The sequence below is a fragment of the Agrobacterium sp. Azo12 genome (genome assembly GCF_029193765.2).
GTDB lineage: Bacteria > Pseudomonadota > Alphaproteobacteria > Rhizobiales > Rhizobiaceae > Agrobacterium.
Window position 1 is genome coordinate 2478555 of sequence record NZ_JARFYO020000001.1, and the last position, 22484, is coordinate 2501038.

Consider the following 22484-nt stretch of genomic DNA (forward strand, 5'->3'; position numbering starts at 1 on the left):
GCCTTTTGTTGTTTGGGACTCTGGACCGCTCAAGTCAACTCCTTTACGAGCAGACAGCATCTTGGATCAATTGATGAGAGAAGTGAGACAGACAGCATGAAAACCGGCGTCATTATTGTTGCCGCTGGCCGTGGCGAACGGGCAGGCTCCCCGCAGGATGGACCGAAACAATACCGGTTGATTGGAGGAAAGCCCGTCATTGAGCACACGCTTGAGGTTTTCTTGGCCTGGGCAAAATCCCCTGCCATCACCGTGGTCATTCATCCAGACGACAAGGACCTGATTGCCCCCGTGCTGCAACGCCTCGATGCAGGCGACCGCATTCGCACCGTGCTTGGTGGCGCAACCCGCCAGCAATCCGTCCTCGCTGGCCTGAAAGCCATGGCGCCGGATGACCTTAGCCACGTCATGATCCATGACGCCGTGCGGCCCTTCATCGATCACGATCTTCTGGACCGCGTGGCCAACACGCTGTCGCAAGGTGCCCAAAGCGCCCTGCCCGTGCTTGCTGTCACCGATACGCTGAAGCGTGGCTCGGCCGCCGGTTACAGCGAAGAGACCGTACCGCGCGCTGGCCTTTACGCCGCCCAGACACCGCAGGCTTTTGCCTATCAGGCAATTACGCACGCCCACGAACAGGCCGCCTCTTCCGGACGGGATGACTTTACCGACGATGCCTCGATTGCCGAATGGGCGGGGCTGCCGGTTAAGCTCGTCGAAGGGCTGGTCGACAATGTAAAACTGACTTTGAAACGGGATATCACCATGGCCGATGAAAAACTCACCCAGGCACTGCCGGATGTACGCACAGGTAACGGCTATGATGTTCATCAGCTTGAGCCAGGTGATGGCGTGACCCTGTGCGGCGTGTTCATTCCCCATGACCAGAAGCTCATGGGACACTCGGATGCTGACGTTGCCCTGCACGCGCTGACCGATGCCCTGCTGGCAACCTGCGGCGCCGGTGACATTGGCGACCACTTCCCGCCATCCGATCCGCAGTGGAAGGGTGCCGCATCGCGCATTTTTCTGGAACATGCCGCAAACGTCGTGCGCGGCAATGGCGGCACCATCATGAATGCCGATGTGTCGCTGATTGCCGAAGAACCAAAGATCGGCCCGCACCGTCAGGCCATGCGCGAAATGTTGTCGGAAATTCTCGGCATCACACTCGACCGTTGCTCGGTCAAAGCCACCACCAATGAAAAGATCGGCTTTGTCGGCCGCAAGGAAGGCATTGCCGCCATCGCCACTGCGACCGTAGTCTACCAAGGCCGCCAGGCATGAGCATCTTCCCGGACGATATCGCAGCACTGGCGCAAAAGATGATCTCGCAAGGCACGGCCCGTGGTGAGATGGTCTCGACCGCGGAAAGCTGCACCGGCGGCCTGATTGCCGGTGCACTGACCGAAATCGCCGGTTCATCCGCTGTGGTCGACCGGGGTTTTGTCACCTACACCAACGAGGCCAAGGCCGACATGCTAGGCGTACAGGTCAAAACGCTTGAAACATTCGGTGCGGTTTCGAAAGAGACCGCATTGCAGATGGTCCAGGGTGCGCTGCTGCGCTCAAGGGGCAGCCACGCCGTGGCGGTCACCGGCATTGCCGGTCCGGGCGGTGGTTCTGACACCAAGCCAGTTGGTCTTGTGCATCTGGCGGCGATGAGCCGCAACGGCGCGATCCTGCACCGCGAAATGCGCTACGGCGACATTGGTCGTGATCAGGTGCGTCTCGCCACCGTCAAAACGGCACTGGAAATGCTGCTGGACGTGTCCGGAGCAAAATAATCAGGTGCCGTAAATCTTGTCGGCCCGCGCCTCGAAGGCTTCTGCAAACATCCGGAAGGCCCGATCGAACATCGTGCCCATGACGGCACTCAAGATGCGGCTTTTGAATTCGTAATCGATGAAGAAGTGAACCGAGCAACCGCCATCGTCCATTGGCTCGAAGCGCCAGCGATTGTCGAGATATCTAAACGGTCCGTCGAGATACTTCACATCGATGGCCAGATCATTGCCATTCAGCAGAACCTGTGTGGTGAAGGTTTCGCGGATCGCCTTGTAACCAACCGTCATATCCGCAATCAGCAACGCCTTGCCGTCCCGTTCCTTGCGGGAACGCACGGTCAGTCCTTCACACAAAGGCAGGAATTCGGGGTATCGCTCAACGTCGGCAACCAAAGCATACATGCGTTCTGGCGAATGCTTGACGGGGCGACTGGTTTCAAACTGCGGCATAGTCCGCAGTTAATCTGCGAGCATCAGAATATCAAGAAGCCTTTGCATGTCGCGGCGTGATTTCACCTGAAAGATCGGCACATCGGGGCCGTACCGTTCAAAATTGCGCAAGAAAGCCGGCGCGTATTTCTTCTCGAAGTTCCAGATATATTCCAGGAACTCCCGGTCCGGCAAAGGTTCCGGGCAGCCCTCCGCCATAGCAGGCCTGACTGTGCCATAATAACGTGCCACGCGGCGGGCAACGCCGGTCAGGCATACAAAGCGCGACATGCGCACCCAGATGACGATGTCGGTGCGTGGCAAACGAATGTCAAAGGTCGAGGGATTGCTGCCATCCATCACCCAGCGATCCCGCGCAATCAGCTCTTCGAGCAATGCGTGCTGCTCAACCCTGTCCCGCTGCTGCCAACCGGGTAACCACCTGATGTCACGATCGATTGACTGATATTCCAGACAGAATTTCGCAGCCAGCTTGAGAGAAAGCGTTGTTTTTCCGCCACCTGAGCAGCCAACCACCATGATGCGGTCTGCCTGCCGAATGAGACCTGCCGCCTTTTGCGCTTCATCAATTTTCTGCATCATACCCCTGACCTCAATGCAGCTTCCCGAAATTGACTATTGCAACCCTGCCTACAGGATTGCTATTGATTTGCCACAATGAGTACATCTTTTGGGTGCAAACGAGGCAAGCCTTCCCAACTTGTTTCTGTATCGGACATCCGAAGAATACTTGCCGTAACAACAATTCAGGTTTGACCTGCCGAGTGAGCCGATGGACGATTTTTCAAATATCATCAACCTTCTTGAATCCGCAAAGCAACTGGCATCGATGAATGGCATGCCTGTTTTGGCCTATCTTATCGATGTTGCCAAATGTGAAGCGCGCGAGAACAAGCCGACACTTCGCAAGCGCAAGCGTGGCGAGTCCACCGCGAAAGAAGAAACCACAGCATGACGCAAAAGGCTGCCGCCTGTGATGTGGCAGCCAACTGACAAGCGGAAATGCACCCCATAAAAAAAGCGCCCTTGAGGCGCTTTTTTATTGTCATGATCAGGCCGTTGTCCGGATCATTCGGCAGCAACGAGAAGCTTCTTCTCACGTGCGGCGCGCAGACGCGCAAAGTCATCACCGGCATGGTGCGAAGAACGGGTCAGAGGGCTGGACGACACCATCAGGAACCCCTTGGTGTACGCCACAGTCTCATAGGACTTGAACTCTTCCGGCGTGACGAACTTTTCGACCTTGTGGTGCTTGCGGGTCGGCTGCAGATACTGGCCAATGGTAATGAAATCCACATCAGCAGAGCGCAGGTCGTCCATAAGCTGCAGCACTTCGTTACGCTCTTCGCCAAGGCCAACCATGATGCCGGACTTGGTGAACATGGTCGGATCCAGTTCCTTCACCCGCTGCAACAAACGTACCGAATGGAAGTAACGCGCACCCGGACGAACCGTCAGGTAATTGCCCGGTACGGTTTCCATATTGTGGTTGAACACGTCAGGCTTGGCCGCAACAACACGCTCCAGCGCGCCTGGCTTCTTCAGGAAGTCTGGTGTCAGGATTTCGATGGTTGTGCCAGGCGATGCCGCACGAATGGCCCAGATCACCTTTTCAAAGTGTTCAGCGCCACCATCAGCCAGATCGTCACGGTCCACAGAGGTGATAACGACGTGAGACAGACCCATCTGCTTGACGGCCTTGCCGATGTTCTCAGGCTCGTTCTGATCAAGTGCATTCGGCTTGCCGGTCGACACGTTACAGAAAGCACAGGCACGGGTGCAGATTTCACCCATGATCATGAATGTCGCGTGTTTCTTGCTCCAGCACTCGCCAATGTTGGGACAGCCTGCTTCTTCGCACACGGTCACCAGCTTGTGGGAACGAACCAGTTCGCGGGTTTCCTGATACCCTTTCGAGGTCGGCGCCTTGACGCGAATCCACTCAGGTTTGCGCGCAACCTCGGTATCGGGCTTGTGAGCCTTTTCCGGGTGGCGAACACGCTTTTCTTCCTGCGAAGTCCTGTCGAGAATGGTGACCATGAAAACCTGCTTTCACCGAGTTTTACGGCTCATTAGAACAATTCCAGAAAAACTGTAAGGGGATTTTCTGGAAGGGCCTAAAATAATGGGTCTCAGGACACGTTGCCGTGAAACAACCTGTCCTGTCTTGATTTACCGCCGGACGATTTTGGCAACAAACAGCAACAGGCTGGCACCAAGAAACGCGGTGATGAAATAGCCCAGACGGCTATCCTGCACGAAAACATCGAACTGGCGCAGCACGGCAACAGCCACAACAGAACCGACGATACCCAGAATAATATTCATGAAAACGCCGAAGCGAATATCCATCAGCTTGCCTGCGAGCCATCCGCCCAGACCGCCAATGATAATTGCACCAATCCAGCCAACACTTTCCATGATCTACTCCGTTAAAGTTCCGCTCCCCAAAAGGGTTTACTCCAGATAGGGAGCGGCAGATTTCAATCAAGCATTCAGAACGCGACCATAGGCGTCCAGAACGCTTTCCTTCATCATTTCCGACAGGGTCGGATGTGGGAAGATCGTGTGCATCAGTTCTTCTTCTGTGGTTTCAAGGTTCATCGCCACCACGAAGCCCTGGATCAGTTCGGTCACTTCTGCACCAACCATGTGCGCGCCGATCAGCTCACCGGTCTTCTTGTCGAAGATGGTCTTGATCATGCCCTGGTCTTCACCCAGCGCGATTGCCTTGCCGTTGGCAGCGAAGGAGTAACGGCCCACGCGGATTTCGCGGCCCTGTTCTTTCGCCTTTGCTTCCGTCAGACCGACCGAAGCGACCTGCGGGTTGCAGTATGTGCAGCCTGGAATCTTGCTCTTGTCCATCGGGTGAACATTCGGCAGACCGGCAATCTTTTCAATGCAGATCACGCCTTCATGCTCGGCCTTGTGGGCGAGCATTGGAGGACCGGCAACGTCGCCAATCGCGTAGAGACCCGGCACGTTGGTCTTGCCGTAACCGTCAATGACCACGCAACCGCGATCCGTTTTGACACCAAGCGCTTCCAGACCGAGATTTTCGATGTTGCCCTGCACGCCAACAGCCGAGATCAGGCGATCAGCCGTGATCTGCTGAACCTTGCCATCCTTGGTTTCAACATGCGCCGTAATCGAGTTTGCACCCTTTTCGACCTTGGAAACCTTGGCTTCGGTGATGATCTTCAGGCCGCGCTTTTCAAGCTGCTTGCGGGCAAAGGCGGAGATTTCCGCATCTTCGACAGGCATGACATTGGCCATCAGTTCGACAACGGTCACGTCAACGCCCATGGAGCGGTAGAAGGACGCAAATTCGATGCCGATGGCGCCGGAGCCCATCACGACAATCGACTTCGGCATGAAGTCAGGCTTCATCGCTTCGAAATAGGTCCAGATCAGCTTGCCATCCGGCTCGATGCCTGGCAGCGCACGCGGACGTGCACCTGTGGCAACGATGATGTGCTTGGCTGTGTAGGTGCCCTCACCCAGAACGCCCTTTGGAACAGGGTTTTGTGGCTGAACGGCAGGCTTGGCCGTCTTGCCGACAACGATCTCGTTTGGTTTGGTCAGCTTTGCCTCGCCCCAGATCACGTCGATCTTGTTCTTCTTCATCAGGTAGGCAACGCCGCCGTTGAGACGAGCGGAAACGCCACGCGAACGTGCAACAACTTCCTTCACGTCGGCGGTGATGGTGCCGTCCAGCTTCAGACCGTAATTCTTGGCGTGGTTGGCATTATCAAGCACTTCGGCAGAGCGCAGCAGTGCCTTGGTTGGAATGCAGCCCCAGTTAAGGCAGATGCCCCCCAGATGCTCGCGCTCGACAATGGCCGTCTTCAAACCAAGCTGGGCAGCACGAATGGCAGTGACATAACCGCCGGGACCGGAACCGATAATGATGACGTCATAGGCGTTCGACATTTAGGCTATCACTCCTTGTTTCATTTTTGAGGTGGCGCGAGGCATTCGCATTCCACCCTTTTGTCGGGAGCAAAGCCTGGGCTTGAAGCCTATTGTCCGAAATCTTCCGGTATTGGCTCGGCCGCTGTCAGCATCCCGTATATTTCGTCTTTCAGGACCATTCTGCGCTTGCGCATATCGGCCATATGAAAATCATCGCATGGCTCGATATCTGTCTCCGCCCGGTGAATTTTCTGGTTCAGCGCCTCGTAAGCGGCGCTGATCCTGTGAAAGTGTCCGTCACGCTCGCGCAGATGGCGAATGAGGCTGACATATTCAGCAAATTCCTCGGGCAGTTGGTGCGGTGTGTTCGACATGCCGTAACCTCCGTCTTGCGGTTGATACGGTCAGGCTAGACGCCCGCTGCATTCGCTCCTTGATCCTGATCAAAACCTGTCAAATTGCATTACAATCCAAGCATCATGCGCACGACCGGCTCCAGGCCGCGACCAAGCGCACGGGTATTTTCTGCGTCCAGATGCACGCCATCAATTGGTGTGGCAACAGAGACCGAACCGGCGTCAAAGAAGCCGCATTCCTTCTCGTCCGCCAAATCGCGGTAAAGCGAGGCCAGCATCTTGGATTCCTCAACTGCACCCGCATACATTGCCGCAAAATAGGAATTTGCGGTTTCGCAGATCAGTGGCGGTGCAACGATTAGAATTTCCGGTTGCTCATCCGAGCCGAAATGCCATTCGTGACGGCGCACCAGGCTGACAAGCCTTTTAACGCCGCTTGTCGCAGCAACGGCAAAACCGCCGCCGGCAAGGCCACGTTTCAAATCGTTGGTGCCAAGCATGATGATAACGAGGTCAAGCGGACCATGGCTGTGCAACAGCGTTGGCAAGGTGCGTGCACCATTGCGATCAAAGTCAGACAGGTTATCGTCATAAACAGTGGTACGGCCGTTCAGGCCTTCCGCGATGACAACAACGTCATTACCCAATGCCTTTTGCAAGACAGTCGGCCAACGATCATCAATCGCATGACGCCCCATATTGGCCGCGTCATAACCCCATGTCAGACTATCGCCATAGCAAAGAACAGTCTTCGTCACGTGCAGCTCCTGAATACAGCGAGCCGAAAACCATATGCGGTTTTCGGCTCTGCTCTTTTCTTAAACCAGCATGCCCATCGGGTTTTCGATGTAGCGTTTGAAAGCGCCGAGAAGTTCAGCACCCAGCGCGCCATCAACGCAACGGTGGTCAGTGGACAATGTGACCGTCATGACATTGGCGATCTTGATCTCACCATTCTTGACAACCGCACGCTGTTCACCGGCACCAACAGCCAGAATGGTGGCATGTGGTGGGTTCACAACAGCCGAGAAGCTCTTCACGCCCATCATGCCCATGTTGGACACGGCAGTCGTACCGCCCTGATATTCTTCAGGCTTCAGCTTGCGCTCCTTGGCGCGCTTGCCGAGATCCTTCATCTCGTTGGAGATGGCAGACAGCGACTTAAGCTCAGCCTGACGAACGATCGGGGTGATCAGACCACCGGGGATCGACACGGCAACGCCAACATCAGCATGCTTGTGCTTGACTATGTTGGTTTCGGTCCAGGATACGTTGGCATCCGGAACGTCACGCAGGGCAAGGGCAAGCGCCTTGATGACCATGTCATTGACCGACAGCTTGTAGGCTGGCTTGCCATCCTTTTCAGGGGAAGCAGCGTTGAGCTGTGCGCGCAGTGCCATCAGGGCATCCAGTTCGCAATCCACGGAAACGTAGAAATGCGGAATGGTCTGCTTGGATTCCTGCAGGCGCTTAGCAATGGTCTTGCGCATGCCGTCATGTGGCACAAGTTCGTAAGAACCCTGCTCGAACAGCTTGAGAACGGCCTCTTCGCTCATGCCCTTTGCAGCGGTAGGTGCCGAAGCAGCGGCAGCAGCAGCGGCAGCAGCAGTGGTTGCCGGAGCAGCCTTTGCACCACCGGACGCAACAGTCTTTTCAATGTCAGACTTCACGATACGGCCACGTGGACCGGAACCGGAAACCGCAGACAGATCAAGACCAGCTTCCTTGGCCAGACGGCGTGCCAGTGGCGACGCAAAAACGCGTTCGCCAGACTGTCCAGCCTTGGCAGCAGGTGCCGGTGCCGCAGCAGGTGCAGCGTTAGCGGCAGTAGCAGGTGCAGCCTCGGATTTTTCTTCCTTCGGTGCTTCTGCCTTTGCCTCAGCCTTGGCCGGGGCAGCATCGCCACCCTTGGCCGCAGCCGCTACATCTTCACCTTCTTCGGCAAGAATGGCGATCAGTGCGTTGACCTTGACCGCATCGGTTCCAGCTGGAACCACGATCTTGGCAACAACGCCTTCATCGACAGATTCCACTTCCATGGTTGCCTTGTCGGTTTCGATTTCGGCAATCACGTCGCCGGGAGCAACCTTGTCGCCTTCCTTGACCAGCCACTTGGCGAGATTACCCTCTTCCATCGTGGGAGACAGGGCAGGCATTGTAATGTTGATAGGCATCGAAACGCCCTCCCCTTATTTGTAGCAGACGGTTTTGACGGCCTGTACGACTTCATCCACGTTCGGCAGAGCCAGCTTCTCGAGATTGGCCGCGTAAGGCATTGGAACATCCTTGCCGGTAATCGACAGGATCGGCGCATCCAGATAGTCAAATGCAGCGCGCTGAACCTGGTTTGCAATGAAGTCACCAACCGATGACTGCGGGAAGCCTTCTTCAACGGTAACCAGACGACCGGTCTTCTTGACGGACTCGATAACGGCAGGAAGGTCCATCGGACGGATGGTGCGCAGGTCGATCAGTTCAACGTCGATGCCGAGCTTTTCGAGTTCGGCAACAGCCTTGACCGCATAGGTCATGCCGATACCGAAGGAAACGATGGTCGCATCCTTGCCCTGGCGGTGAATGCGTGCCTTGCCGATTGGCAGCACGAAATCATCCAGCTTCGGAACATCAAAGCTCTGACCGTACAGGATTTCGTTTTCAAGGAAGATGACCGGGTTCGGATCGCGGATAGCAGCCTTGAGCAGACCCTTGGCGTCAGCAGCCGTGTACGGCATGACGACCTTGAGGCCCGGAATGTGGCTGTACCAGGCGGCATAGCACTGCGAGTGCTGTGCACCAACGCGCGCAGCAGCGCCCGACGGACCACGGAACACCATTGGCGCGCCCATCTGACCACCAGACATATAGAGCGTCTTGGCAGCAGAGTTGACGATCTGGTCAATGGCCTGCATCGCGAAGTTGAAGGTCATGAACTCGACGATTGGCTTCAGGCCAGTCATCGCAGCGCCGACGCCGATACCGGCAAAGCCGTGTTCGGTGATTGGCGTATCGATAACGCGCTTTGCACCAAACTCCTGCAGAAGACCCTGGGTGATCTTGTAGGCACCCTGGTATTCGGCAACTTCTTCACCCATGACGAAGACTTTTTCGTCAGAGCGCATTTCTTCAGCCATCGCGTCACGAAGAGCTTCGCGAACAGTGGTGGACACAAATTCTGTACCAGCCGGAATATCCGGATCAGCAGCAACTTCGATCTTTGGAGCAGCAGGAACCTTGGCAGCTTCCTTGGAAGCGGATGGCTCTTCGCTTGCTTCGCGTGCCTTGCCGCCAGCAGCGTCAGAGGCAGCAGCCTCAGCCTTCGGCTCTTCCTTCTTCGGTGCTGAAGAAGAAATGGCGTCAGCGCTTTCGCCATCCTGCAGCAGAACTGCAATGGCCGTGTTGACCTTGACGTTTTCAGTGCCGGCATCGATCAGGATCTTGCCGATAACACCTTCGTCAACAGCTTCCACTTCCATGGTTGCCTTGTCGGTCTCGATTTCAGCGATCACGTCACCGGAGGTAACCTTGTCGCCTTCTTTCTTGAGCCACTTGGAAAGCGTGCCTTCCTCCATGGTCGGGGAAAGTGCAGGCATAAGAATTTCAATAGGCATGGATTCTTTCTCCCCGGATCAGAGCAGAATATCGGTGTAGAGCTCGGATACATCCGGCTCCGGATCGTTCTGGGCGAAGTCGGCACTGTCGGCAACGACGTCACGGACATCCTTGTCGATAGCCTTGAGTTCGTCTTCGCTTGCCCAACCCTTTTCAAGGAGGCGTGCCTTGACCTGTTCGATCGGATCCTGCTCGGAGCGCATCTTCTGCACTTCTTCCTTGGAGCGATACTTTGCAGGGTCAGACATCGAGTGACCACGATAACGGTAGGTCAGCATTTCAAGAATGATCGGACCCTTGCCGGAACGGCAATGTTCAAGCGCTTCGTCAGCGGCAGCCTTCACGGCGCGAACATCCATGCCGTCAACCTGGATACCAGGAATACCGAAGGATTCACCGCGCAGCGAGTAGTTGGACTGTGCCGTTGCACGGGCAGTCGATGTACCCATGGCGTAACGGTTGTTTTCCACGATGTAGACGATCGGGAGTTTCCACAGAGCTGCCATGTTGAAGCTCTCGTAAACCTGACCCTGGTTGGCAGCGCCGTCACCGAAATAGGTCACGGAAACATTGCCATTGCCGCGGTAGTGGTTTGCAAATGCAAGGCCAGTGCCGAGCGAAACCTGCGCACCAACGATACCATGACCACCGTAGAAATGCTTTTCCTTGGAGAACATGTGCATGGAGCCGCCCTTACCCTTGGACAGACCACCACGACGGCCGGTGAGTTCGGCCATAACACCACGGGCACTCATGCCAGCTGCCAGCATGTGGCCGTGGTCACGGTAAGCGGTGATAACCTGGTCGCCTTCCTGCTGGGACATCTGCATGCCGACAACGACAGCTTCCTGACCGATGTAAAGGTGACAGAAGCCGCCGATGAAGCCCATACCGTAAAGCTGGCCAGCCTTTTCTTCGAAACGGCGAATCAGCAACATTTCCTTGTAGGCATGAAGCTCTTCGTCTTTGCCGAATTCGGCTGCATTTTTTCCGGTGAAGTCCTTTGCGGCGGCTTTCGCCGTCGTCTTACGGCCGGATACGGACGCGGTTTTACGTGGCGCCATTGATCCCTCCCTGAGTTGCCGGTTGCTTGTTCATGTGGCGCGTACAATATGCAAGAAAGCGCGCCACAGCAATGCCATAAATGCATGGCTCGTATTCAAATTAAATAGCTGATTTTCAACAGAAAAAGTTGATTAACTTGAATTGAGTTAATCAAAAATATCCATTCAGGATGACAATTTCGTCGCTGCGGGACACATTCAGTTGGTAGCGCGCAATTTCGTCAATCATGTCCCGCTCGAGCGAACCATCGCTCAATGCTTCAACCTGACGTTCAAGGGCAACACGGGTTTCGGTCAGGCGTGAAAGCTCACCGCTTCTGGCCAGGCGCTGGCGTTCAAAACGCTCGGTCGCAATCAGTCCATATTCACCGTGGATGCAGTGGTAGCCAAAATAAGAGAGAAAAGCGACTGTGATAGCGGGCACGACGAAACGCCCGAATTTTCTTTTCTTGTGATGTCGTGTCCACATTCCGGAAAAAGCCTTGAAACGCATTACCTTTTCGCAACAGTAACGCGGATTGCTTAACCATCCGTTGACCATAGAGCCGAGTTTGGCCTGATATTTTCAAGCCAGACGGGAACAAAAAAGCCCGCACCAGAAGGCACAGGCTTTTTAAAAATCATGTCACCAGACGCAGATATTAACCGCGCAGGATCGAACGACCTGCGTAGGACGCCTGTGGGCCGAGCATTTCTTCAATGCGGATCAACTGGTTGTACTTGGCAAGACGGTCGGAGCGCGACAGCGAACCGGTCTTGATCTGACCGCAGTTGGTGGCAACTGCGAGATCGGCAATGGTCGAATCTTCGGTTTCACCGGAGCGGTGAGACATCACAGCCGTGTAACCGGCCTTGTGTGCAGTCTCGACAGCGTCGAGCGTCTCGGACAGCGAACCGATCTGGTTGACCTTGACGAGGATCGAGTTGGCAACGCCCATCTTGATACCGTCACGCAGACGCGCAGAGTTGGTCACGAACAGATCGTCGCCAACCAGCTGAACCTTGGAGCCGATCTTGTCGGTGAGGTATTTCCAGCCATCCCAGTCGTCTTCGGCCATGCCATCTTCGATCGAGATGATCGGATATTTGGCAGCCAGTTCAGCGAGATAATCAGCCATGGCTTCCGGCTCGAGCGTGCGGCCTTCGCCTTCCATCTCGTATTTGCCGTTCTTGAAGAATTCGGTCGATGCGCAGTCAAGACCAAGGAAAACGTCGTCGCCCGGCGTATAGCCAGCCTTTTCAACCGACTTCATGATGAAATCGAGAGCTTCAGGCGCGCTCTTGAGGCCCGGTGCGAAACCGCCTTCGTCACCAACGTTGGTGTTGTGGCCCTGTGCTGCCAGTTCCTTTTTCAGAACGTGGAAGATTTCTGCGCCCATACGGACAGAATCACGAATGTTGTCGGCGCCAACTGGCAGAATCATGAATTCCTGGAAGTCGATCGGGTTGTCGGCATGTGCGCCGCCATTGATGATGTTCATCATTGGCACCGGCAGAACATGAGCGTTCGGGCCACCAACATAACGGTACAGCGGCAGGCCGGACGATTCGGCAGCAGCCTTGGCAATCGCCAGCGAAACGCCGAGAATGGCGTTGGCGCCGAGGCGCGACTTGTTCGGCGTGCCATCGAGAGCGATCATCATCTGGTCGATCTGGATCTGGTTTTCGGCGTCGAAACCACCAATAGCATCAAAGATTTCGCCATTGACTGCATCAACAGCCTTTTCAACACCCTTGCCCAGGTAACGCTTGCCGCCATCACGCAGTTCTACAGCTTCGTGTGCACCTGTCGAGGCGCCCGACGGAACAGCAGCGCGGCCCATGGAGCCGTCTTCGAGGTAAACATCGACCTCAACGGTCGGGTTACCACGGCTGTCGAGAATTTCACGTGCAATGATATCGGTAATAGCGGTCATGGTCTCTCCCTTGGGAATGGAACAGTCGTTCTGAGCCTGTCTTAGCGGATGGGCAAGAAATTACAATGACGGCAATCCCGTTGAGGGACGCCGCCACGCAATTAAGCTCAATTTTAAGTTAAAGTGCAGCAAAAGCTGGGCATATCAGGCCTTTGCGATAGCATCGAAGGCCAGAAGCTTTTCCAGCAGACGTGGCATATCCTTCAGATGCACCATGTTCGGGCCGTCGGATGGCGCGTTATCTGGGTCTTCATGGGTTTCGATGAACACGCCGGCAACGCCAACGGCAATCGCCGCACGCGCCAGTGTTTCCACGAATTCACGCTGGCCACCGGTGGAGCCACCCTGCCCGCCCGGCTGCTGCACGGAGTGAGTCGCATCAAAGATAACAGGTGCGCCAAGCGATGCCATGATTGGCAGCGAGCGCATGTCTGACACCAGCGTGTTGTAACCGAACGACGCACCGCGTTCACACAACATCACATTGGGGTTGCCGCTTTCATTCAGCTTGGACAGAACATTCTTCATGTCCCAAGGCGCCAGGAACTGGCCCTTCTTGACGTTGACGACACGGCCGGTCTTGGCGGCCGCCACCAGCAGGTCCGTCTGGCGGCTGAGGAAAGCAGGTATCTGCAGCACATCGACAACAGGTGCCACGATGGCGCATTGTTCTTCGGTGTGGATATCGGTCAAAACAGGAAACCCGAATTCCTTTTTCAGGTCGGCAAACACGTCGAGTGCCTTATCAAGGCCAATGCCGCGCTTGCCAGACAGCGATGTCCGGTTGGCCTTGTCGAAGGACGACTTGTAGACAAGACCGAGACCGAGCTTGGCGCACAGTTCTTTCAGCGTGCCAGCGATCATGAAGGCATGATCGCGGCTTTCCATTTGGCACGGACCGGCAATCAGCGAGAACTGTTTGGTGTTGCAAAACGCCACCTGTCCCGCGCCTTCACCAGCAACCACGTCCAGATTATTTTTCATGACAGACATTACTCCTCGAACGCAAAAAATGCGCCTTGTCCAGAAGCAGGCGCTACCGTTATGCGGCCGCCCGTACGTGTAGATGCCACGCCATTAGCAGCAAGAAGCGCCTCTGTCACGGCAAGATCGGCAACTGTGTAGACGATACCGGCACCGTATAATTCATGGGGAATGACAACATCTTGCAGTCCCGGCAGCGCCTGTGCCACTTCGGTGGTAAGAATGGTGATACGAGCATTGCGCGTTTCAAACGTCACGCCGTCAGCAAGCAGCTGTGGAGGTTTGCCAAAAACCGCGGTGATCAGGTCAGCGTAATCTGCTGGCCGTTTGGCCGACAAAATGATCGTACCAATGCCGGCCACACCATTGGCATGTTTTTCAAGGGCGGAACGATCGACCGGCAAGGCCACCAACCGCTGGCAGGAAAACAGGAAAAATGCCCGCATGCGCGCCTCGGCGGCAAAAGACAGCAGGAAACGTCCCTCACCCGTCGTGCCGTCAGGCTTTTTCATCGGTCGTGAAAATTGCAGCATGCTGCCAGCCGACATGTGGCGCGCCTCAAACCGGGCGTGGTCACTCACCGCATCGGAGGTCTTGGCAACAATGGCGCTGAAACCTTCTGCACCACGGGCGGCGCGAAACAGCTGGTCGCGCCGGGTAAAACTGTTGGTCGCATCAATAGAGGATTTGTAGACCGCCTTGTCGCCGATCGCCAGCGGCTCAAGATAGGTACCATCAGAGAAAAACACACAGGCATTTTCGGTGCCGAACGGATGTCGGGCATCCGCAGCAACGGTAAAACCAAGCGACACCAAACGGTCGCGCGTCGACTCCAGGCCGGAAACCGGTAACACCAGATGGTCGACAGACTGCGTAATCGCAGAATCAGCAGAAAACACGGCATCTCCTAAATTTAAAAAGGGAGAGATCAATTAACTGCCAAGATAGAATACCCATTGGCGACATTTGTATGAACACGTGCTGCGCGCATATCATCGCGTTTCGATTATTTGTGCAATGCAGGAATAACAAAATCCCCGACGCAGGCGCATCGGGGATCCAAAACTGTCAGATTTCTGTCGAATATCAGCGCGCAGCCGACAGACCAACGATCAGGCCGGTCAATGCATTGACCAGAAGGAACTGGTTATCAACCCGTACCCAACGCTCGTTTCTCTTTGGCTCGCGCAACTTGTAACGGCGGTATTCGCGCTGGTCGATGTAATGGTTGCGCTGTGCAGACGAGAGCCGCTCGCCACGCTTCCAGTTGCGCTTCTTGACGATGACCTTCTTTTCGACGTGCCGTTCAATGACAACGCGCTCATTGCGGCCACGGTCATGACGGGGGCCATTGTCGTAACGGCTCTGTGCCTCTGCGGCCAAAGGAGCGGCCAGAACGGTAGCAGCAAGAAGCGTTGCAAAAAGTTTTTTCATTGGGGTTTCCTCAGCGTTTCGATGGTTCGAACCTAAGACCCCAAGGATGAATGAAAACTGAATTTTAAATTACATTTTAGTAATGGTTATTAACACTTGAGAACCATTCCTCAAGCACTGATTGATGTGAAAACGCCCGGATTTCAAGGCCCGGGCGTGCCTATGACTTATTTCTTCAACTCAGCAGATTTGGCCCAAAGGTTGATATCTGCTTCCTTGGCGTGGGCATCGATGAACGCCAGTTCTTCCGCCGTGAAATCCGGTTTGTCGAGCGCCTTGACGCAATCGATAACCTGTTCCGGCTTGCTGGCGCCAATCAGTGCCGAGGTGATGCGGCCGTTGCGCAGAACCCAGGCAATGGCCATTTGCGCCAGTGTCTGGCCACGCTTTTCAGCCAGCGAATTGAGCGCACGGATATTCTCGACATTCTTGTCGTTGAGGAACTTTGGGTTCAACGACTTGCCCTGCGCCGCACGGCTGCTGTCTGGAATGCCACCGAGATATTTGGTGGTCAGCATGCCCTGCGCCAGCGGCGAGAACACGATGGAGCCAATGCCCAGCTCTTCCAGCGTATCGACCAGACCATCCTCTTCAATCCAGCGGTTGAGCATAGAATAGCTCGGCTGGTGAATGATGCATGGCGTGCCGAGATCCTTCAGGATCGCAGCCGCTTCGCGGGTACGCTTGGAATTGTAGGACGAGATGCCGACATAAAGCGCGCGGCCGGAGCGCACGATATGATCAAGCGCACCACAGGTTTCCTCAAGCGGTGTATCCGGGTCAAAACGGTGGGAATAGAAAATATCCACATAGTCGAGACCCATGCGCTTCAGGCTCTGGTCGCAGGACGAAATCAGATATTTGCGGCTGCCCCACTCGCCGTAAGGGCCTGGCCACATGTTGTAACCGGCCTTGGACGAGATGATCAGTTCATCACGGTAACCGGCAAAATCAGTTTTTAGGATTTCACCAAATGCCGTTTCGGCGCTGCCGGGAGGCGGGCCGTAATTGTTGGCCAGGTCGAAATGGGTAATGCCCAGATCAAACGCCGTGCGGCAGATATCCTGCTTGGTCGAATGTGGGGTATCGTTACCGAAATTATGCCACAGGCCGAGCGAAATGGCCGGTAATTTCAATCCGGTCTTGCCGCAATGATTGTATTTCATGGTTGCATAACGGTTTTCAGCCGGTTGCCAGGCCATGCGCCTCTCCTCCTCAAATGTTCGGTAATCGCCCCCGTCCGGAAAATGGTCGGTGGCGTCATGAAAATGAACCGATACAAACGGGCACCGGTTCACCAAGTGCAGACTAGTGACAGGCCGTTTTCATTTCAACCTGTGGCGAAAAAATGCTTTCATCCGTAGCTGGAATAGAGATCATAAATACGGAATTGCGGGGTAGAATTATCGTCGCTTTTCCGGGTTGGTGTGAAGATGATCTTTCGCACTTCGCCGGCGGAGAGATCAAACACATTGTCCGAATAACGGCCCGGTACATCGCTTTCCAGCATCACGAACAACGCAAGACCACTGGCCCTCACGCTGATTTCCACCTGACCACTGGCCAATGTCGCCGTTTCAATTTCCAGCCCGGCCGATCTGAAATCCAGCATCTTGTAAGTATCAGGCACATGATGTCCCTCGCCCGTCATGCCGTTGGAGGCAATGAAATCCCAGACCAGAATGGCATCGGCCGGAATATCGGACAGTTTCACCTCAAGCAGTGTCGCGGCAGCATTAGTGCCGCATTCACCATTGGCAGAGCGCAGTGGAATGCGTTCGCCATCCAGTCCCACAACATAGACATTCATGTCGATAGCAACATTCTCCGTGGTGTCATTGACCATCGAGAACGCAAGTGTCTGGCCATCATCTCCAGGAATGGCAGCCACCGATACAGGCTGGAAAAACCGTCGGGCCAGATAGTGCAGCGCCTTCCAGCTACCACCATAATCAAGGCTCGACCATGAGGCGACCGGCCATGTGTCATTCAGCTGCCAGTACAATGTCCCCATGCAGTGAGGTTTCAGCGAACGCCAGAATTCAACGGCGGTCTTGATGGCAAGCGCCTGCTGCACCTGGCTGAGATAAACGAAGTTGTCGAAACTCCCTGGGAAGCGGAAATAACGGAACATGGTGCCGGCAATCCGCTCATTGCCACCGACATTCTTCTGGTGATGCTCAATGACAGGCGACGAGATATTCATGTCCTTGTCATCGGCGTAACTGCGGATGACATTCATCGACGTATAGGACTGGAAACCGAATTCCGAGCAGAAGCGCGGACGGATCGACCGATAATTGTCGAAGGATTTGTTCTCGTGCCATACTGACCAGTAATGCATGTCGCCCGAACCATCGGCATGCCATGCATCGCCATAATCGAGATATCCCGATGCCGGGCTGGATGGCCACCAGATTGCCTCTGGCGCAGCTTTCTTCAAGGCGGTCTCGATAGTGCGGTTCAGACGGTCATAGGCCACCAGATACCGGTCGCGGTTTTCCAGCGGCTCCTTGAACCATGTCAGCGCGCCGACCAGCTCATTGTCGCCACACCACAAAACAATGGAGGGATGTGATGACAGGCGGCGCACCTGATAATCGACTTCCTTGTCGACATTTTCGAGGAAATCGTCGGTGCATGGGTAAAGGTTGCAGGAGAACATGAAGTCCTGCCACACCATAAGTCCAAGCCGGTCGCACAGATCATAGAACCAGTCCGCCTCGTAAAATCCGCCGCCCCAGACACGGATCATGTTCATGTTGGCCTCAACGGCCGAGCACAACAAATCTTCTGTCTTGTCCTGCGACGTCAGCGAAAACAACGCGTCGGCCGGTATCCAGTTGGCGCCTCGGCAGAAAATCTCACGGCCATTGATGCGGAAGGCAAACCGGCTGCCCGCGTCATCCTTGTCGGTCAGCAATTCCACTGTGCGCAAACCAATTTGCCTGACAATAGTCTCGTCGGGCAGTTCAACCTTCAACTCGTAAAGCGCCTGTTCTCCACTGCCCGCTGGCCACCACAGCTTGGGGTTTTCGACATGGAACACATGCCGCACCACGGTCTCGCCAGCTGAAACGCCAATATCCAGACGCAATCTGTCATCACCCAGTGACAGATGCAGCGGCACGATGACCGGTTCTGCCGCAAACAATGTTACCGCCACATGCACCTCAACGCCGCTGTCGACATGCAACTGGTGCGTCACGACATGTTCGACGCGCGCGCTGTCCAGCTTTTTCAGCGCAATCGTGCCGTAGCAACCCAAAGGTGCAATGGCGAGGTTCCAGTCCCAGCCGAAATGCGATTGCGGTTTGCGCAGCATGTTGCCATTGGCAATCGGCGAATTGCCAGTGTGATACGGCACGTAAAACGGCTGTTTGGCCTGCCGTTCCTCACCTGCCCGGATGCTGGAATGGAAATGAATACGAATGACATTTTCACCCTGCTGCAGTGCCTTTGAGACATCCGGTCGATACCGGCGGAAACAATTGTCGGCACTCAGCACCGGCGCATCATTCAAAAACACCACGGCCACCGTATCGAGATTATCGATATCCAGATACCAGGATGCATCCACCTCATTGATGGTAAAACGACGCTCCACAATCCAGTCCTGCTGCGCCACCCATTGCACGTCATTTTCATTGCGGCCACGATACGGGTCAGGAATGAGATCGGCCGCAAGCAGTGCAGAATGGACGTCTCCCGGCAAGCTCATGATCGTCTTGTGGGCGCCATCAGCGGAGGTCAGAGACCACTCGCCGGAAAGATCGATCATGTTTGCGGATTCGTGCGAAGTCATGGGAAGTCCTGTACTAGAATCATCAACGGATGGCCCGGTGCCAGGTGACTAACAACAGTTATGGACATCAAAGCCATCCTACGACGTCCTCCTCATCGTTGGCCAACCGGGCGGAAACGTTACAGATAAAAATGCAAACAGCAAGGACGGGTTCCGCCAGCCGCCGCGTCCACGAGCGAATATGTGTTGCAAATCAACAGCAACGGCGGACGATCATATCGGTTAGGCGGCTGTTTATATTTTCAAATTGAAAAAAATATTATACAGTATTTGCAACTGGCCCTGCGAAATATGGGCGGCTTCGGCAAAGCCGAATTTTTCGGGAACAAACTAACCTGTTTTACTTAGCGTCGCGGACCGGAAAATCGGATGATTTTCGGTTTGCCCGAATGCCATACGTCTGAAATGAGGTTCGGCAGTGCGTGATGACAGGCATGGAAATACGTCGCGCCTTGCTCCGCGTTCTCTACTGGAACCGGCTTCATGGCTTTCACTCTCATTCAATACCTATACGGCCACTGATTCCAAATGAACGAAAGCGTGACACCACCGGCAGCTATCACACTGGCGCCAAATGAGAGACCCACTCTCAAAACCATCGCCCAGATGACCGGGCTGGGTATAACCACGGTGTCGCGAGCGCTGAAAGATGCGCCGGATATTGGCGCCGATACCAAGGAACGTGTCCGTCTTATTGCCGATCAGATCGGCTACCAGCCAAACCGCGCCGGCGTTCGCCTCAGAACCGGCAAAACCAACGTTATCGCTCTGGTGCTGAGCATCGAAGAAGAGCTGATGGGCTTCACCAGCCAGATGGTGTTCGGCATTTCCGAAGTACTGGCCGGAACACAATATCATCTTGTGGTCATGCCGCATTCCCACAGCAAGGACCCGATGGGACCGATCCGCTACATTCTCGACACCGGCTCTGCCGATGGCGTGATCATTTCGCGTATCGAGCCGAAGGATGAGCGCGTGCGCTTGCTGACCGACCGCAAGATGCCCTTTTCCACCCACGGCAGAACGGACATGAATATCGTCCACCCCTACCACGACTTCGACAACGAGGCGTTCGCTTACGAAGCCGTCAAGAAGCTGGTCGAAAAGGGTCGCAAACGCATCTCCATCCTGTTGCCGCCGAAAAAACTGTCCTTCCACGATCATGCGCGGGCTGGATTTGACCGGGCAATCAAGGACTTCGGCATCAGCGAAGTACCGCTGGATCATGTGACCATCGAAACCAATCTTGAGGAAACCCGCAATCACGGCGAACAGCTGATGCGCTCAGCCACCCCGCCGGATGGTTTCATCTCGATCAGCGGCAGCTCCACCATTGCGCTGATTGCCGGCTTTGAAGCAGCCGGCAAAAAGCTCGGTGTCGACTTCGACATGATTTCAAAACAATCCGCGGAGTTCCTGAACTGGATCCGCCCGGAAATCTACACCATCAATGAAGATGTGCGTGAGGCGGGCCGCGAGCTTGCCAAAGCGGTTCTGGCCAGCATTGGCGGCAATCCACCGGCCCAGCTGCAAAGTCTCAGCAAACCGGTTTGGTCGCGCGCTTTCCCAGACTGAAACCGCGACAGTTCAACATCTCCAAAATCGCAATAAAAATGGCCCGACAAGCGGGCCATTTTTGTATCTAAAGTCGACTTTCCAACAGGTCATTCTCCCGGAAGCGATAATCGCCCCCAGGAGAAATCATATTAGAATATGTCAGCACCGCTGCCCCATGGGCCGTGTGGCTTATCCACGCCGTCGGTACGCTCAAAGCCATGTGCGCCGAAGAAGTCGCGCTGTGCCTGGATGAGGTTTGCGCTGCCACGGCCGCGGCGATAAGCGTCGAAGTAACCAAGCGCCGATGCCAGTGCCGGAACCGGCAGACCCGACAGGGTGGCGTAGGAAACAACCGAACGCAGCGACTTATCGGTGTCCTTGACCATCTGCGCGAAGGCAGGTGTCACGATGAGGTTTGCAACATCCGGATCCTTGGTGAAAGCCGATGTGATTTCATCAAGGAACTGCGAACGAATGATGCAACCTGCGCGCCAGATACGGGCGATGGTTGGCATTGGCAGGTTCCAGTTGAACTCCTTGGACGCCGCAGACATGATGGCAAAGCCCTGCGCGTAAGCACCGATCTTGGCGGCCAGAAGCGCGCTTTCCAGATCAGCAATAAACGCCTTTTTGTCAGCAGGTGCTGGCAGAACGTCCGGCAGGCCGAAAATCTTCTCTGCTGCAACGCGCTCGTCCTTCTGCGAAGACAGGATACGCGCAGCAACAGCAGCTTCGATAGCCGTTGCAGCAACACCCATGTTCTGCGCTTCGATAACCGACCACTTGCCAGTACCCTTCTGGCCAGCCTTATCGAGGATAAGGTCTACCATCGGCGTGCCGGTGATCGGGTCTGCTGCGCGCAGCACTTTTTCAGTGATTTCGATGAGGTAGGAGTTCAGGCGGCCCTTGTTCCAGGTCGCGAACACGTCAGCGATTTCAGCTGCACTCATCTTGAGGCCGTCGCGCAGGATGCCGTAGATTTCGGCAATCATCTGCATGTCGGCATATTCAATGCCATTGTGTATGGTCTTGACGAAGTGGCCTGCGCCATCATTGCCGAGCCATGCAACGCACGGATCATCATTGTACTTGGCGGAGATCGAGGTCAGAACCTTCTCAACGCGCTTCCAGCTGTCTTCCGTGCCACCAACCATGATCGAAGGACCATGACGTGCGCCTTCTTCACCACCGGACACGCCCATGCCGATAAAGGTCAGGTCAGTGTCTTTCAGGGTGTCGAAGCGGCGAATCGTATCGCGGAAATTGGCGTTACCGGCATCGATCATGATGTCGCCATTAGCCAGATGCGGCTTCAGGATTTCCATCTGCTGGTCAACCGGGTCACCGGCCTTGATCATGATGATGATCGGACGCGGCGGACGAATAGCAGCGACGAATTCCTCGATTGTTTCGCAAGGAATGATCTGGCCCTGCAATTCACCGGCTTCAGCGTAAAATTTTCGTGTTGCCTCCGGGGTGCGGTTGAATACGGCAATCTTGTTGCCCTTTTCTGCAATGTTCAGGGCAAGGTTAGAGCCCATGACACCGAGACCGATCAAACCGATTTCTGCCTGTTCCACGGATGTGCCTCCATCTTTCGTTCAATG

The 22484-nt window shown here is 55.2% G+C and carries 22 protein-coding genes; 4 read left to right on the plus strand and 18 right to left on the minus strand.

All coding sequences use genetic code 11. The features are described 5' to 3' along the window. Positions 1-96: 96 nt before the first annotated feature. Both PYL13_RS11815 and PYL13_RS11820 read left to right on the plus strand, forming a co-directional pair. A complete protein-coding gene (locus tag PYL13_RS11815) occupies positions 97-1287 on the plus strand; it encodes a bifunctional 2-C-methyl-D-erythritol 4-phosphate cytidylyltransferase/2-C-methyl-D-erythritol 2,4-cyclodiphosphate synthase (protein ID WP_250981709.1) in 1191 nt (396 codons plus the stop codon). After that, complete coding sequence (locus tag PYL13_RS11820; RefSeq protein ID WP_275641507.1) at positions 1284-1787, plus strand: CinA family protein; 504 nt, start codon at positions 1284-1286, stop codon at positions 1785-1787. Before PYL13_RS11815 ends, PYL13_RS11820 begins: the two co-directional genes overlap by 4 nt. Here the strand turns inward: PYL13_RS11820 and PYL13_RS11825 are convergent, their stop codons facing one another. Further along, a complete protein-coding gene (locus tag PYL13_RS11825) occupies positions 1788-2237 on the minus strand; it encodes a type II toxin-antitoxin system RatA family toxin (protein WP_275641508.1) in 450 nt (149 codons plus the stop codon). Between the two features lie 9 nt (positions 2238-2246). Then, positions 2247-2816 carry an AAA family ATPase gene (locus tag PYL13_RS11830; RefSeq protein ID WP_441296665.1) on the minus strand — a complete coding sequence of 190 codons (570 nt, stop codon included), beginning with the start codon at positions 2814-2816 and terminating at the stop codon, positions 2247-2249. 193 nt (positions 2817-3009) lie between these two features. On the opposite strand from PYL13_RS11830, the gene PYL13_RS11835 reads away from it, so the two are divergent. Next, entirely contained in the window at positions 3010-3192 is a 183-nt protein-coding gene (locus PYL13_RS11835) for a hypothetical protein (RefSeq protein WP_192488726.1), read from the plus strand. Between the two features lie 113 nt (positions 3193-3305). Here the strand turns inward: PYL13_RS11835 and lipA are convergent, their stop codons facing one another. The 15 genes from lipA to PYL13_RS11910 all read right to left on the minus strand — a co-directional run bounded on the left by lipA (position 3306) and on the right by PYL13_RS11910 (position 19320). Further along, positions 3306-4277, minus strand: a complete 972-nt coding sequence (gene lipA / locus PYL13_RS11840) for a lipoyl synthase (protein ID WP_250981713.1) — start codon at positions 4275-4277, stop codon at positions 3306-3308. Between the two features lie 132 nt (positions 4278-4409). After that, the gene (locus PYL13_RS11845; RefSeq protein ID WP_192488724.1) at positions 4410-4658 is read right to left on the minus strand and encodes a GlsB/YeaQ/YmgE family stress response membrane protein; all 249 of its coding nucleotides are present in this window, start codon (positions 4656-4658) and stop codon (positions 4410-4412) included. A gap of 66 nt (positions 4659-4724) precedes the next feature. Continuing rightward, complete coding sequence (gene lpdA / locus PYL13_RS11850; protein ID WP_250981714.1) at positions 4725-6170, minus strand: dihydrolipoyl dehydrogenase; 1446 nt, start codon at positions 6168-6170, stop codon at positions 4725-4727. 89 nt (positions 6171-6259) lie between these two features. Beyond that, positions 6260-6526: a YdcH family protein gene (locus PYL13_RS11855; RefSeq protein ID WP_275641510.1), complete on the minus strand. Its 267-nt coding sequence runs from the start codon at positions 6524-6526 to the stop codon at positions 6260-6262. A gap of 89 nt (positions 6527-6615) precedes the next feature. Next, the gene (locus PYL13_RS11860) at positions 6616-7266 is read right to left on the minus strand and encodes an SGNH/GDSL hydrolase family protein (RefSeq protein ID WP_192488721.1); all 651 of its coding nucleotides are present in this window, start codon (positions 7264-7266) and stop codon (positions 6616-6618) included. A 60-nt stretch (positions 7267-7326) separates the two neighbouring features. After that, positions 7327-8682, minus strand: a complete 1356-nt coding sequence (locus PYL13_RS11865) for a pyruvate dehydrogenase complex dihydrolipoamide acetyltransferase (RefSeq protein ID WP_275641511.1) — start codon at positions 8680-8682, stop codon at positions 7327-7329. 15 nt (positions 8683-8697) lie between these two features. Further along, positions 8698-10116, minus strand: a complete 1419-nt coding sequence (locus PYL13_RS11870) for a pyruvate dehydrogenase complex E1 component subunit beta (protein WP_250981718.1) — start codon at positions 10114-10116, stop codon at positions 8698-8700. Positions 10117-10134: 18 nt separating this feature from the next. Then, complete coding sequence (gene pdhA / locus PYL13_RS11875; protein WP_192488718.1) at positions 10135-11181, minus strand: pyruvate dehydrogenase (acetyl-transferring) E1 component subunit alpha; 1047 nt, start codon at positions 11179-11181, stop codon at positions 10135-10137. A gap of 151 nt (positions 11182-11332) precedes the next feature. After that, positions 11333-11650, minus strand: a complete 318-nt coding sequence (locus PYL13_RS11880; protein ID WP_259146621.1) for an FtsB family cell division protein — start codon at positions 11648-11650, stop codon at positions 11333-11335. A gap of 172 nt (positions 11651-11822) precedes the next feature. Next, positions 11823-13097, minus strand: a complete 1275-nt coding sequence (gene eno / locus PYL13_RS11885; RefSeq protein WP_192488717.1) for a phosphopyruvate hydratase — start codon at positions 13095-13097, stop codon at positions 11823-11825. A 144-nt stretch (positions 13098-13241) separates the two neighbouring features. After that, on the minus strand, positions 13242-14090 hold the full coding sequence (gene kdsA, locus PYL13_RS11890) for a 3-deoxy-8-phosphooctulonate synthase (protein ID WP_275641512.1): 849 nt from the start codon (positions 14088-14090) through the stop codon (positions 13242-13244). Then, a complete protein-coding gene (locus PYL13_RS11895) occupies positions 14090-14980 on the minus strand; it encodes a VOC family protein (RefSeq protein WP_275641513.1) in 891 nt (296 codons plus the stop codon). Before PYL13_RS11895 ends, kdsA begins: the two co-directional genes overlap by 1 nt. A gap of 187 nt (positions 14981-15167) precedes the next feature. Further along, a complete protein-coding gene (locus PYL13_RS11900) occupies positions 15168-15515 on the minus strand; it encodes an RcnB family protein (RefSeq protein WP_192488715.1) in 348 nt (115 codons plus the stop codon). Between the two features lie 167 nt (positions 15516-15682). Next, complete coding sequence (gene mgrA, locus PYL13_RS11905) at positions 15683-16717, minus strand: L-glyceraldehyde 3-phosphate reductase (protein WP_259145997.1); 1035 nt, start codon at positions 16715-16717, stop codon at positions 15683-15685. A gap of 152 nt (positions 16718-16869) precedes the next feature. Continuing rightward, positions 16870-19320, minus strand: a complete 2451-nt coding sequence (locus PYL13_RS11910; RefSeq protein WP_275641514.1) for a beta-mannosidase — start codon at positions 19318-19320, stop codon at positions 16870-16872. 528 nt (positions 19321-19848) lie between these two features. On the opposite strand from PYL13_RS11910, the gene PYL13_RS11915 reads away from it, so the two are divergent. Continuing rightward, positions 19849-20895 (plus strand): LacI family transcriptional regulator, encoded by a 1047-nt coding sequence (locus tag PYL13_RS11915; protein WP_259145993.1) that lies wholly within the window; start codon positions 19849-19851, stop codon positions 20893-20895. A gap of 131 nt (positions 20896-21026) precedes the next feature. On the opposite strand, the gene gndA is transcribed toward PYL13_RS11915, so the two are convergent. Beyond that, entirely contained in the window at positions 21027-22457 is a 1431-nt protein-coding gene (gene gndA / locus PYL13_RS11920; protein WP_192488711.1) for an NADP-dependent phosphogluconate dehydrogenase, read from the minus strand. Between the last annotated feature and the right edge of the window lie 27 nt (positions 22458-22484).

Bases quoted from the DNA above. Each gene is read 5' to 3' on its own strand.
- PYL13_RS11815 (WP_250981709.1), top strand. From the start codon at position 97: ATGAAAACCGGCGTCATTATTGTTGCCGCTGGCCGTGGCGAACGGGCA.
- PYL13_RS11820 (WP_275641507.1), top strand. From the start codon at position 1,284: ATGAGCATCTTCCCGGACGATATCGCAGCACTGGCGCAAAAGATGATC.
- PYL13_RS11825 (WP_275641508.1), bottom strand. From the start codon at position 2,237: ATGCCGCAGTTTGAAACCAGTCGCCCCGTCAAGCATTCGCCAGAACGC.
- PYL13_RS11830 (WP_441296665.1), bottom strand. From the start codon at position 2,816: ATGCAGAAAATTGATGAAGCGCAAAAGGCGGCAGGTCTCATTCGGCAG.
- PYL13_RS11835 (WP_192488726.1), top strand. From the start codon at position 3,010: ATGGACGATTTTTCAAATATCATCAACCTTCTTGAATCCGCAAAGCAA.
- lipA (WP_250981713.1), bottom strand. From the start codon at position 4,277: ATGGTCACCATTCTCGACAGGACTTCGCAGGAAGAAAAGCGTGTTCGC.
- PYL13_RS11845 (WP_192488724.1), bottom strand. From the start codon at position 4,658: ATGGAAAGTGTTGGCTGGATTGGTGCAATTATCATTGGCGGTCTGGGC.
- lpdA (WP_250981714.1), bottom strand. From the start codon at position 6,170: ATGTCGAACGCCTATGACGTCATCATTATCGGTTCCGGTCCCGGCGGT.
- PYL13_RS11855 (WP_275641510.1), bottom strand. From the start codon at position 6,526: ATGTCGAACACACCGCACCAACTGCCCGAGGAATTTGCTGAATATGTC.
- PYL13_RS11865 (WP_275641511.1), bottom strand. From the start codon at position 8,682: ATGCCTATCAACATTACAATGCCTGCCCTGTCTCCCACGATGGAAGAG.
- PYL13_RS11870 (WP_250981718.1), bottom strand. From the start codon at position 10,116: ATGCCTATTGAAATTCTTATGCCTGCACTTTCCCCGACCATGGAGGAA.
- pdhA (WP_192488718.1), bottom strand. From the start codon at position 11,181: ATGGCGCCACGTAAAACCGCGTCCGTATCCGGCCGTAAGACGACGGCG.
- PYL13_RS11880 (WP_259146621.1), bottom strand. From the start codon at position 11,650: ATGTGGACACGACATCACAAGAAAAGAAAATTCGGGCGTTTCGTCGTG.
- eno (WP_192488717.1), bottom strand. From the start codon at position 13,097: ATGACCGCTATTACCGATATCATTGCACGTGAAATTCTCGACAGCCGT.
- kdsA (WP_275641512.1), bottom strand. From the start codon at position 14,090: ATGTCTGTCATGAAAAATAATCTGGACGTGGTTGCTGGTGAAGGCGCG.
- PYL13_RS11900 (WP_192488715.1), bottom strand. From the start codon at position 15,515: ATGAAAAAACTTTTTGCAACGCTTCTTGCTGCTACCGTTCTGGCCGCT.
- mgrA (WP_259145997.1), bottom strand. From the start codon at position 16,717: ATGGCCTGGCAACCGGCTGAAAACCGTTATGCAACCATGAAATACAAT.
- PYL13_RS11910 (WP_275641514.1), bottom strand. From the start codon at position 19,320: ATGACTTCGCACGAATCCGCAAACATGATCGATCTTTCCGGCGAGTGG.
- PYL13_RS11915 (WP_259145993.1), top strand. From the start codon at position 19,849: ATGAACGAAAGCGTGACACCACCGGCAGCTATCACACTGGCGCCAAAT.